The organism is Pedobacter sp., from assembly GCF_031119335.1.
Lineage (GTDB): Bacteria > Bacteroidota > Bacteroidia > Sphingobacteriales > Sphingobacteriaceae > Pedobacter.
Window position 1 is genome coordinate 81184 of record NZ_JAVHXT010000018.1, and the last position, 12910, is coordinate 94093.

The following is a 12910-nucleotide window of genomic DNA, read 5'->3' on the forward strand; positions in this document are numbered from 1 at the left end:
ATTTAGCATTAGTAAATATCTAAACTTCAGTTTTCGTATCGCAAAATACGCCAATTACGCATTTAGACAATAAAAAGCCCTTAAGGTTTAATTTTCTTAAGGGCTTTTTATATTTTTTTAAATTAAGTTAAATTTCGTTTAAAAAGTCTCTTCGTCAGATCTTGGTGTTTCTGGTGCTTTTTTCTTACGCTGGCTAAAATCGGTTTTACCAAAACGATAAGAGAAAGTCAATGAACCCATATTTCCTGCCCTCATTCTGCTAAAGTCAATTGTAGAACCTGTGTTTTGGAACTCCATCTGGAATTTACGAGCGTTAAACAAGTTTCTGATGTTAAAACTTAAGCTTGCTTTCTTATTCATCAAATCCATTCTTGCACCGGCGTCAAATCCGTACATTGCTTTGAAAGTTCCTTGGGCAGTTACTTCGTTTGAGCGGTAATCGGCTCTTAGTTGTAATGTGATGTTAGCTGGTAAAGTAATGTTGTTGGTAATGTTGGCATTGTAAGCCATTCCATCAACATCAGAGGTGCCAAATTCTGCTACACCTTCTATCTTTCTGTGGAATAGGTTAAAGTTAGATGTTAAATTCCATTTTTTAGAAATATCGAACTTTCCAATTAACTCAACTCCGCTATTTTTAGCACTGGTAAGATTTCGAGGCGTGGTTAAATTGATACCATCACCAATTTCTTCCCTAATACGTTGTATCACATCATTTGTTTGACGGAAATACACCGATGATACCAAAGAAAATTTATTGAAAAATCTGCTGTAGCTAAATTCGAATGCATGAACATCTTCTGGCATTAAATTCACATTACCCTGACGGTAGTTAATTGGGTCAGAAACATCTAAGAAAGGGTTCGTATCCCAACCTCTTGGGCGGTTAACACGACGGCTGTAGCTTAATTGAAGCTGTTGTTCATTTTTCAGTTTCTGAGTTAAGAAAACACTAGGGTACAAGCGGGTATATGCTACTCTTCCAGGCGTATAGCTAATGTTTCTGTTTGCATCGTAAGCACCCATTTCAGTTTCTAAAGCCGCATCTTCACCTCTTAAACCAACTTGGTAACCAAAGTTTTTGATCTGGTTTTGATAGTTCAAATAGATCGCATGCACGTAATCGTCACTATTAAAATCATTACTCAAAGCACGGCTAAATTCATACACATTATTAATTAACGAGTCTGCTATTGTTCTGCTGTTGGCAACACGGAATTGGGTTCTATAACCTGCCTCAATACGAGAAGTTTCTGTTAGTGGCAAGGTGTAGTCCAACTGGATGTTGTAATTCTTATTGTCGCTTGGTCGATCGGTACGTTGTAAAAAATAGCCGGCAGTTGGCAAATACTGATCTGTGTTAAACAACTGGTAAGTATCATTATTTCCTGTGGCATAACTTGCGTTAAAGGTTAGTTCTTCGCCTTTTTTCTTCAGTTTTTGCACAAAGTCTAAGCTTACATCATAGCTGTTGCCTTTACGATCTCTGGTGTTCAATCGGTCAGATCCATTTACCAACACATTGCCTGAGCTAAAGCTGTTCAGGTAGATAAATTCTTCATCAGTGCTGTTTCTTGAGTTAAAACCACCAGAAAGGCTTACCGTACTTTTTTCGGTTAAGTTATAATCTACACCCAATTTAATATTGTGGCCTTGTTCTAAATCGTTAGAAACATTACGCTGGCCAACAAATCCAACTCCATTAACTTCGTTCCTATAAGAAGTGTTGTTAAACCCACTTCCTGGTCTGTTACCGTAACGATAACTGTAATTTGCGTAAAGGTTTATGTTTTTATTCTGGAAGGCAAGGTTGGTAGAAGCATTGTAGTTATCTCTATTTCCTGCGGTTAAGGCAACATTACCGTTCAAACCTAATTTCTTGTTTTTCTTTAAAACAATGTTGATGATACCGGTTTGTCCCTCAGCGTCGTATTTTGATGAAGGGTTGGTAATCACCTCGATGGTTTCGATAGAACTAGCCGGAATAGATGCCAAAATTTGCGCTACATCTCCACCGCCAATTAACGATTGTTTTCCATCAATCAAAACTCTTGCATTAGAACCCCTCAAAGATATACCACCATTCATGTCTGTTTGTACAGACGGTACGTTTTGCAAAACATCGGTAGCAGAACCCCCTTCGCTAACCACACTTTGATCTACCGAGAAAACCTTCTTATCAATGCCTAACTGCATAGTAGGTCTTTGTGCAGTTACGGTAACTTCATTTAAAATGTTTCCTTTGCCAGTTTTCATTTTAATTGTACCCAAATTGATGCTTTTCAAGGCACCAGTGATAGAGATTGAATCTCTCACCATAGTTTGATAGCCTACATAACTAGCTTTAAAGGTATATACGCCATTAGCAAGGTTTGGAATGCTGAAATTTCCGTCTAAATCAGACTGTACAATTCTAACTTGCGCTTTTGTTTTTCTGTCGGTAAGTACGGCAGAAGCATAAGGTATGGTCTCGTTGGTTTGGGCATCTACAATTCGTCCGCTAATTTTTCCGGTATTCCCCGTCTGGGCATAAATTTTTACAGTTGCAATACAAATAAAAGCGACTAATAAAAGAACTTTGCACTTAATCCTATCCATTTAAATTCGGTGAGTTTAATGTAATTTTAATGAGGGGGCAAATCTCGCTCAATAAAAGAATTAAAAGAAGGGAGTAACCATTTTATTACAGCTATTTTATGCTCAATTACAGTAATATTTTTGATAAAGAAGCGCTAGACTACACTAGCTACAGAAACTTAGTTGATGAACTTTTGGCCAAAGGCGAAACAACTGGTCCAGATAATTCGGAAGATATGCTGCACTACACCAAAATGAATGTGCAACGTATGAACAGAGTTGATAAAACGACTGTTTTAACCGAAGAGCTCTTATCAACCCTACAGCAAATTCAAGGTAAGTACCGCTTTTTAATTATTACTGAAGGCTGGTGTGGTGATGCCGCTCAAATTGTACCCGTTTTCAATAAAATTGCTTCAGCAGCGGCTGATAAATTCGAACTGAAACTAACTTTAAGAGACAAAAACCTTTCGTTAATTGATGCACACCTTACCAATGGCGGAAGAGCAATTCCAGTTTTATTAATATTAGATGAAGCTGGAAACTTAGTACTACCTAAATGGGGACCAAGACCAATTGCTTTGCAAAATTTAATGTTGGAGTGGAAAAATGAAGGCATAGTAATGCCCGAATTAGCAGAAAAACTTCATTCGTGGTACGCAAAAGATAAAACCGCCACAACTCAGCAAGAGCTAAATCAGCTATTAAAACAGCTAAAATAAGCCGACTAAAATTTGCGTAAAGTTAGGTCATCTTTATCGATGTCGTTACAATTGGTTTGGACGTTTGCGCAAGCAATAAAAATGACCTAACTTGAGCTTACTAACTTATAAGCCGAGATGCAAATCAAAAAACAAAGCAAACATTACGATGCGGTAATTGTAGGTTCGGGTGCTGGAGGCGGTATGGCAGCTTATACGCTTGCCAAAGCTGGACTAAAAGTGTGCCTTTTAGAAGCCGGCGCCATGTACGACCCGCAAAAAAACATTACGCAGTTAAAAAATCCTTGGGAATCGCCACGTAGAGGGGCAAGTACAAAATTCCGTCCATTTGGTGATTTTGATGCATGCTACTACGGTTGGGATGTAGAAGGAGAACCTTATACAAAAGAAGCTGGCACCGAATGGGATTGGTGGCGTGCCCGTATGTTGGGTGGTAGAACCAATCACTGGGGACGTATTTCTTTGCGTTTCGGCCCAAAAGATTTTAAAAGAAAAGACATTGATGGTTTAGGTGAAAATTGGCCTATCGGTTACGACGATATCAAACCTTTTTACGATAGGGTAGATAAGCTGATTGGTATTTTTGGCACTAACGAAGGCTTGGAAGATCATCCCGATGGTTTTTTCTTGAAACCACCGAAACCACGTTTGCACGAGCTTTTCATTCAAAAAGGAGCTGCGGTTTCTGGTGTGAAGGTTATTCCATCAAGATTATCTATCCTTACCCAAAAGTTAAATGACGATAGAGGAGTTTGCTTTTTCTGCGGACAATGTAACAGAAACTGTAGCATGGCAAAAGCCGATTTCTCTTCTACCAACGTACTCATTTATCCAGCTATAGAAACCGGAAATGTTGATGTGATCCCAAATGCAATGGCAAGGGAAGTATTGACCAACACAGAAGGTTTGGCAACAGGTGTTTCCTACATCAACAAAGATGATATGATGGAATACCAAGTTACTGGTCGTACGGTAATTTTGGCGGCTAGTGCCTGCGAATCATCTCGTTTATTACTCAACTCGAAATCGAAACGCCATCCGAATGGTTTGGCAAACAGCAGCGATGTTGTTGGTCGTTATCTGCACGATTCTACCGGTGCTGCTTTAGGTGGTGTGCTTCCTCAATTGTTTGATAGAAAACGTTACAACGAAGATGGTGTAGGCGGTATGCATATTTATTCACCTTGGTGGTTAGACAATAAGAAACTCGATTTTCCTCGTGGTTACCATATTGAATATTGGGGTGGAATGAGCCAGCCAGCTTATGGTTTTGGAGGCGGAATTGAAGGGATGAATGGTAAATTTGCTGTTCGTGGTCAACAAAAAGAGGCAGGCGGTTATGGTAAATCCTTAAAAGAAGATTACCGTTATTTCTATGGTGCAAGTGTGGGTATGGCAGGTCGTGGCGAGGCAATTCCTTTATACAATAATCGTTGTGAAATTGACCCAAGCGTAGTAGATAAATTCGGCATTCCGGTGCTAAAATTCAATGTGAAATGGAGTGAGCACGAAATTTTGCAAGCCAAGCACATGAAAGAAACTTTCGATGAAATGATGCACAACATGGGGGCTATTGTAACTTGGGGTGGCGATTATAATAAGGATAACAACTACGGTTTAGAATCGCCGGGTAAAATTATTCATGAGGCAGGTACTGCTCGTATGTGTAATGATCCAAAAACATCAGCCTTGAATAAGTACAATCAAGCCCACGATTGTAAAAATCTATTTGTAGTAGATGGTGCTGCATTTACATCGCAAGCAGATAAAAACATCACGTGGACCATTTTAGCGCTGTCTATGAGAGCAAGCGAATACATTATTTCTGAAATGAAAAAACAAAACTTATAAGCCATGAACAGAAGAGAAACCTTAAAAATGTTGGGCGTTGGTGCCATTTCTGCTACTGCCTTGGTAAGTGGCTGTAAACCTAGCGAAGAAAAAAAGGAAGTAGCAACTGGCGATCCAGAATTTACCTACGACCGAGCCAAAGAGGAAATTGCCAGAGAGAAGGAACTGTTGGCGCAAGGAAAGTTTTTCAGTAAAGAAGAAATGGCAACGATTACTATTCTGTCGGATATCATTATCCCTAAGGATGAAGTGAGTGGCAGTGCATCAGATGCTAAAGTGCCAGACTTTATAGAGTTTATTGTGAAGGATATGCCTTACCATCAAATCCCAATGCGAGGTGGTTTGCGTTGGGTAGATATACAATGTTTAAATCGCTTTCGAAAACCTTTTCGCGAATGCAGTGAGATGCAGCAAATAGAGTTGGTAGATTTAATTGCCTACCCTAACAAGGCTCCAAAAGAAATGAGCCAAGGTGTGGCGTTTTTTAACCGCTTGCGCAATTTGGTAGCTTCTGGTTTTTATACCTCAGAAATTGGCGTAGCCGATATTGGTTATGCTGGTAATGCCCCAAACCAATGGAACGGCGTACCTGATGATGTATTGAAACAATATAAACTTTCGTATACGGAAAAGCAGTTAAAGGAATGTGTGAGTTTTGATAGCTAGCAATATTTTGTTCTTGCCGCCATTGCAATTACAATAATAGCACCGTCATTTCGATGAGTGTAACGAAGAGAAATCTAGCATGATGATGTAGATGCAGGTTGTTAGATTTCTCTCTACGTTCGAAATGACGGCAAGAAAACCTACAACTCCCCAACAAACTCTTCCATCGCCAAACCTGGGTTTTCCGTTTTCATAAAGTTCTCGCCAATTAAGAAGCCTTGAAAACCAACTTGCTTTAAATCTCTAATGGTTTGAGTATTGCTAATCGCACTTTCCGAAATCTTCAAAAACTCGTTTGGAATTTTATCCACTAAATCGAAAGAGGTTTGAATGTTCACCGTAAAATCTCCTAAATTTCTATTGTTTACGCCAATAGCATCTAAATGCGGACAAATACTTCTTTCTAGCTCTGCCAAATCATGAACTTCTAACAATACATTTAAGCCCAAGCTTTGTGCTAATTTTCCATAATCAGCAATTTGCTGCGGCGTTAAAATAGCGGCGATTAATAAAATGATATCAGCTCCCCAAGCTTTGGCCTCTAAGATTTGATATTCATCAATCATAAAATCCTTCCTTAAAATAGGAATTTCATTTACGCTGCGGGCTTGCAGTAAATCTTCTTTTTTGCCTCCAAAAAAATCAGTGTCAGTTAATACAGAAAGTGCCGAAGCACCAGCCAAATTGTAACCTTGCGTAATTGCTTTTACATCGGCATTGCCATTAATTATACCTTTAGAAGGAGATTGCTTTTTGAACTCCGCAATAATGCCAGTTCTATCTTCGGCTAATAAAAAATCCTTAAAACGATAAGGCGTTCTACCAAATACAGGATTATTTTCTAAGTTTTTTACGCTTACCTGCTGTTTTGCAATTGCAACTTCTTCTTTTTTTCGTAGAACGATTTTGTCTAAAATATTTTGGCTCATGGTTTTTATCTCGGTCGTCATTGCGAGGTACGAAGCAATCTTAAGTGTTATCATTCCGACTATAGGAGGAATCTGCTTGTTTAGTATTGGCTTACAGATCCGTCGACTACTTGTCCAGACACGTCGGGAAGCTCAGGGTGACAGGTGTTTAAAGATTGCTTCGTACCTCGCAATGACGGTATATTTATTGTCTTTGCTTTTAGATTTGGCTTTCTACTTTTAACTTCCTTCCAGCCAATTTTTCATCATTTGCTTTCCTTCAGGCGTTAGTACGCTTTCGGGATGGAACTGTACGCCACAAACATCCAGCTCCTTATGACGTACCGACATAATCTGTCCATCGGTATCTACAGAGGTAATCTCTAGGCTATCTGGCAAATGAGCAGGGTCTACCACCCAACTGTGGTAACGGCCAACTTCAAAAGGAGCATCAATATCTCTGAAAAGTAATTCATCGTCAACAGTTTTGGTTACTGGCGTAGCAATGCCGTGCATCGGTCTGCCTAAATTTAGCAAACTGCCACCAAAAGCTTCGGCAATTGCCTGCTGACCTAAACAAACCCCCATGATACTTTTTGTTGGAGCATAAGTTTTAATCACATCCAATAATAAACCTGCTTCTTCGGGTATTCCTGGTCCAGGCGAAAGTAAAATCTTGTCGTACTTAGCTACGTCAGCCAGTTCAAATTTATCGTTTCGCCAAACTTCTGTATCGTAACCTAGCTCGTTAATTAAATGTACCAAGTTATAGGTAAAACTATCGTAGTTGTCTATGACTAAAACCACTCCTTCATTCCCGTTATGGGAAATATTTTCATTACTCATATTTTTAATTTTACCACGAAGGCGCTAAGAACACCAAGTTTTTTCTTTGTGTAATTTGTGTCTTTGTGGTTATTTCTAAATTTCAGTTGCCATTGCAATTGCTTTACGCAAAGCGGCAATTTTATTATTTACCTCGTTTAACTCTGTTTCGGCAACAGAATCTGCCACTATGCCAGCACCGGCCCGGTAATGCAGTTTGTTGTTTTTGCTCATAAAAGTCCTGATCATAATGGCATGGTTAAAATCATCGTTGAAACCCATGTAGCCAATGGCACCGGCATAAAAATTTCGGCCTAAATTCTCATTTTCGTCAATCAGCTGCATGGCTCTGTATTTTGGTGCGCCACTCAAAGTTCCGGCAGGGTAAGTGTCTGCTACCACTTTGAACGAGCTTCCCTTGTCTTGCAGCTGTCCGCTCACTTTAGATACCAAATGGATTAAATGCGAATAATATTGCACTTCCTTAAATGATTTCACTTCCACTTGGTTACAATGACGGCTCAAATCGTTTCTAGCTAAATCTACCAACATCACATGTTCTGCACTTTCTTTGGGGTCATTCTCTAAAGCTTTGGCGATTTTCGCATCCTCTTCATCGTTGCCACTACGTTTAAAAGTTCCAGCAATTGGGAAAATGTTTGCAGTTTCGTTTTTAATGGTAATCTGTGCTTCGGGCGATGACCCAAAAAGTTTAAAACTGCCATAATCGAAATAGAACAAATATGGAGATGGATTAATAGAGCGTAGACAACGGTAAACGTTAAATTCATCTCCCAAAAATCCCTGTTGGAAAGCTCTTGAAGGCACAATTTGAAAAACATCGCCACGGTAGATGTGCTTTTTCAGTTTCTCCACCATATCGATAAAATCTTCGTCTTTCAGATTTGAACTTTCTTCACCATTAATACTAAAACCATATTCTGGGAAGTTTTTGTTTTGGATGATGTATTCCATCTTGCTCAAATCATCGCTATCATCATTGTTAAAAGTGTTTTTAAACAAAGTGATTTCGTTTTTAAAGTGGTCGATAGCGATGATATACCTGTAAATATGGTATTGCATTTCAGGAATTTTGTCTTCTTCTGGCGTGGCCGATGAAAATTGGATGTCCTCAAAATATTGGACGGTATTCCAAGTGAAGTAACCAAATAAACCGCTAGAAATGTGCTTCGAATCTGGAGAGGAAACTCTTTCAAAACTTCCTTTAAAAGCAATAATTTCTTCCGATAGGTTAAATTCTTTCTTGGTTTCCTTTTTTCCATCTGGATAGCTAATGCTTAGTTCGCCATCTTTAAGGATTATTCCTGCTACTGGCTCTGCACAAACGTAGCTGGTTGCATTTTCACGGCTATGATAATCGGAACTTTCTAGTAGTATCGTGTTTGTAAAAACATCTCTCAAACGAAGATAAATGCTAACAGGTGTGGTAGTGTCTGCTAGTCTTTTCTTGTTGTAGGTATTTATGGTGTATGTAGTCATTTCTATATCGTTATCGTCATTGCGAGGCCCTGTTCCGACTGCTCGGAAAGGTATGACGAAGCAATCTTTTAAATATTCGTTTTTAGATTGCTTCGTTCCTCGCAATGACGGAGAATCTAAAAATAAAAAACCCGACGTGTGGTTCCGTCGGGTTTAAATGTGGTTTAAGTTTAGGTTTAAATTGATAAACTATATCTTGCACAAGCCATTGACGAAACTTTCTTTCGAATTACCACGCCATTGCCAAGTGTTTGTTTTGTTAATCATTGTAAAGCAAATTTATACAAAATGTTAAATAATCAAAATATTTTGAAAAATTTTATTGTTTTAGCCACAGATGCACAGATAAACATTTAAATTTCATTATTAAGATTTATCTGTGCATCTGTGGCAATTATAGGATTTAAGAAACTCCAAAAAAAGTTCTCGACGGATCATTCTTTACCATCATTGCAATAGAAGCAATAATTAAAATCAAGGCAATACCGAAGAAGATAGCAATGGTTTTATGCTTTGCTACCCCATCAGCAATTTTCTTAGATTTAGAATTACCAATCGTGATTAAAACTACAGCTATAAGCATAATGGCAATGTGCTCCATTTTCCAATAGCGGTACAAAGCTTCGCTAGTTGGGCCTTTAGTAAACGGACTTAAAAAATAAAGCACTAAACCAAAAAGAAACTGAATATGTGCACTAATTAAAGTAAATACATTAAGTTTTCTGTTACCTTCGGTATAACTTTTTTTGCCAAGCCATCCAGCCAGTGCTTGTAAAAGGGCAACCACTAATAAAATTAAAACGATGTAGCGCCAGCCAGAGTGCGCACTTTTTAATATTCCGTATAAGTTCATGTCTTGTTGTTTTATTTTTTCAAACTTAGATAAAATTGCTTTTGTATGCAATTTATCGTTCTCTCCTCCACCATCGAAAACATCTTTTCAATGAGGAAAAATAGGAATTTAATTGACCTGTTATATTAGGAGCAGATTTAGAGATTAATTTATAATCGTTTTAAGTTGCTTTATTCAAGTTAACCTATGGTTGGTGTTATCACCAACTGGTGCTCTTCTTTTTAAAAATGGGACTTTGTGTGGTTGGTGACAACACCAACCATGGGAAAATTTATAATCGTTTAAGTTACCGCTTTGCGTTCTTCGTGTAGCTCTTTTCAACCTTTGGTTGGTGTTATCACCAACTAATGCTTTTCTTTTTAAAATAGAACTTTAATGTTTGGTGATAAAACCCAACATAGGGTAATCGTTCTAAGTTACAGTTTTGCTTCTTTTGGGAAAAATTATGGTTAAATAACCGCGAAGAAAAGAAGAGTTACGCAAAGAACGTAAAGGCTTCTTTAAGTAAAAAATATGTTAGTTATTTAAAACCATTGGAATTATAAATAGCTTTAAGCCATAATTCTAAACTTTAACTAACATGAAGAAAATTTTACTAGCGTTAGCGTTGGTGTTTTCTACTGTATTTGCATTTGCGCAACAAACTTATCCAGTAAATGGTTCTTATGATGTGCGGTCGGGGCAATACGCCTTTACCAATGCAACTATTGTGGTAAACGCTAACCAAACCATTAGCAATGGCGTGTTGCTAATCAAAAATCAGGTCATTCAATCTGTAGGTGCGGGTACCGCAATCCCGAAAGGATATGTAGTGATCGATTTAAAAGGAAAGTATATCTATCCATCATTAATTGATGCCTTTACCAGCTATGGTATTACCGTAGACCCAGCGGCACAACGTAGTTTCGGTGGTCAACGTCAATCCATCTTCACTTCACAAAAAAAGGGCCCTTACAACTGGAACGCGGCTATTCGCCCAGAAACGGAAGTAAGAACTATCTTTTCTATCGATACAAAAAAAGCGGATGAATTGCGTAAAGCTGGTTTCGGTAGTGTAAACGTGATTAACCGTGATGGCATTGCCCGTGGTACTTCGGCTGCGGTGACATTAAACGATGAGTTTGAACACAAAGTTTACCTAAAAGACCAAACTGCTGCTAACTATTCGTTTAGCAAAGGTTCGTCAACAAACGATTATCCAACATCATTGATGGGTTCTATCGCGTTGTTACGCCAAACTTATTTAGATGCAACTTGGTATAAGGGCCAAAAAGAAGAGTACAACATCTCGTTGGAAGAATTTAATAAGCAACAAAACTTACCTCAAATTTTTGAAGCCGATGGATGGCAAAACATCTTACGTGTAGATAAAATTGGGAAGGAATTTGGCAAGCAGTTCATCATCAAATCTAATGGCGATGAGTACCAACGTATAGATGCGGTAAAAGCAACAGGCGCTAGTTTAATCATCCCAATTGCTTATCCAAAAGCTTATGATGTAGAAGACCCAGCAGAAGCTAGAAACGTTACTTTGGCGCAAATGAAAGCTTGGGAAATGGCATCGTCAAATCCTGGAATTTTAGAAAAAGCTGGCATTAACTTCGCACTTACTGCTTTCGGTTTAGATAACACTCGTGAGTTTTGGGCAAATATCCGCACTGCGATAGAAAACGGATTAACCGAGAAACAAGCATTATTAGCAGTGACTGAAACGCCTGCGAAATTATTAGGCATTAGTGACAAAGTAGGTTCGTTAGAGAAAGGCAAAGTGGCCAATTTCTTAATCACTTCAGATAATTTATTCAAAAGCACTAACATCATCCACGAAAACTGGGTGCAAGGCAAACGCTACGTAGTAAATAAAATGGATGTGAGCGATTTAAAAGGCGTTTACAACTTAAATGTTGACGGTGTTGGTGCGTTAACCTTAAAAATTACTGGTCCAACGGCAGCTTCAATTGAAAGAAGCGGTGCTGATAGTGTTAAAACTACTGCAACTTTAGGTCGCAACGGCGATTGGATTACTTTAAGCTTCAACTTAAAGAAAAATCCAAAAGGCGATGTTCGTTTAACGGGATATATTTCTTCTGAATCGCCAATTGCCATGAAAGGCGAGTCTGCTTTAAGTGATGGTTCGGAAGGTAAATGGACGGCTACTTTTAAAGAAGCTGGAAAAGAAGCTCCTAAGCGTGAAGAACCAAAACCTGCAATTGCTGCAAATGCGCCTTTAATTTATCCTTTTCAGTCTTTTGGCAACGAAGTACTACCGAAAGCGGAAAGCGTATTGCTAAAAAATGCTACGGTTTGGACTAATGAAAAGGAAGGCATCCTCCAAAATGCGGATGTACTTTTAGAAGGTGGAAAAATCAAGGCTGTTGGTAAGAATTTATCGGCTGGTGCCGCAAAAGTAATTGATGCTACAGGCAAACACGTAACCACAGGTATTATCGATGAGCACTCGCACATTACTGGAACTGGTGGTATCAACGAAGGTGCGCAATCAGTTTCTTCTGAGGTTCGCATTGGCGATATCATCAATTCTGAAGACGTAAACATTTATCGCCAGTTGGCTGGAGGTGTAACTACATCGCAAATTCTACACGGTTCGGCAAATCCAATCGGTGGTCAATCTCAACTAATTAAACTACGTTGGGGTAAATTACCCGAAGAATTGAAATTTGCAGGTGCAGATCCATTCATCAAATTTGCATTGGGAGAAAACGTAAAACAAAGTAATTTCGGTTCTGGTCAGCGTTTTCCGGTAACTCGTATGGGTGTAGAGCAAACATTTGTTGATGCCTTTACTCGTGCTAAAGATTACGAAACTGCTTTAAAAGTAAAAGGCAATAATGTACGTAGAGATTTAGAATTAGATGCTTTGGTAGAAATTCTGAACAACAAACGTTTCATCACTTGTCACTCTTACGTACAGTCGGAAATTAACATGTTAATCCACGTTGCCGATAGTTTAGGTTTCAAAATCAACACTTTTACCCACATTTTAGAAG

The 12910-nt window shown here is 38.6% G+C and carries 9 protein-coding genes; 4 read left to right on the forward strand and 5 right to left on the reverse strand.

The window, feature by feature from the left end:
- Nucleotides 1–138: 138 nt before the first annotated feature.
- Nucleotides 139–2598 (reverse strand): TonB-dependent receptor domain-containing protein, encoded by a 2460-nt coding sequence (locus REI64_RS16520; protein ID WP_308851250.1) that lies wholly within the window; start codon nucleotides 2596–2598, stop codon nucleotides 139–141.
- Nucleotides 2599–2696: 98 nt separating this feature from the next.
- On the opposite strand from REI64_RS16520, the gene REI64_RS16525 reads away from it, so the two are divergent.
- The 3 genes from REI64_RS16525 (at nucleotide 2697) to REI64_RS16535 (ending at nucleotide 5816) form a co-directional block, all read left to right on the forward strand.
- On the forward strand, nucleotides 2697–3299 hold the full coding sequence (locus REI64_RS16525; RefSeq protein WP_308851251.1) for a thioredoxin family protein: 603 nt from the start codon (nucleotides 2697–2699) through the stop codon (nucleotides 3297–3299).
- A 117-nt stretch (nucleotides 3300–3416) separates the two neighbouring features.
- Complete coding sequence (locus REI64_RS16530; protein WP_308851252.1) at nucleotides 3417–5150, forward strand: GMC family oxidoreductase; 1734 nt, start codon at nucleotides 3417–3419, stop codon at nucleotides 5148–5150.
- A gap of 3 nt (nucleotides 5151–5153) precedes the next feature.
- Nucleotides 5154–5816 (forward strand): gluconate 2-dehydrogenase subunit 3 family protein, encoded by a 663-nt coding sequence (locus tag REI64_RS16535; RefSeq protein ID WP_308851253.1) that lies wholly within the window; start codon nucleotides 5154–5156, stop codon nucleotides 5814–5816.
- A gap of 140 nt (nucleotides 5817–5956) precedes the next feature.
- Here the strand turns inward: REI64_RS16535 and trpC are convergent, their stop codons facing one another.
- From trpC to REI64_RS16555, 4 genes are all read right to left on the reverse strand, one after another.
- The gene (gene trpC / locus REI64_RS16540) at nucleotides 5957–6745 is read right to left on the reverse strand and encodes an indole-3-glycerol phosphate synthase TrpC (protein ID WP_308851254.1); all 789 of its coding nucleotides are present in this window, start codon (nucleotides 6743–6745) and stop codon (nucleotides 5957–5959) included.
- Between the two features lie 219 nt (nucleotides 6746–6964).
- The gene (locus tag REI64_RS16545) at nucleotides 6965–7570 is read right to left on the reverse strand and encodes an aminodeoxychorismate/anthranilate synthase component II (RefSeq protein WP_308851255.1); all 606 of its coding nucleotides are present in this window, start codon (nucleotides 7568–7570) and stop codon (nucleotides 6965–6967) included.
- Between the two features lie 75 nt (nucleotides 7571–7645).
- Nucleotides 7646–9049 (reverse strand): anthranilate synthase component I family protein, encoded by a 1404-nt coding sequence (locus tag REI64_RS16550; RefSeq protein ID WP_308851256.1) that lies wholly within the window; start codon nucleotides 9047–9049, stop codon nucleotides 7646–7648.
- 403 nt (nucleotides 9050–9452) lie between these two features.
- Nucleotides 9453–9902 carry a cytochrome B gene (locus tag REI64_RS16555; RefSeq protein ID WP_308851257.1) on the reverse strand — a complete coding sequence of 150 codons (450 nt, stop codon included), beginning with the start codon at nucleotides 9900–9902 and terminating at the stop codon, nucleotides 9453–9455.
- 580 nt (nucleotides 9903–10482) lie between these two features.
- Here REI64_RS16555 and REI64_RS16560 point away from each other — a divergent pair.
- The coding region (locus tag REI64_RS16560; protein ID WP_308851258.1) for an amidohydrolase family protein at nucleotides 10483–12910 on the forward strand (2428 nt) is incomplete at its 3' end.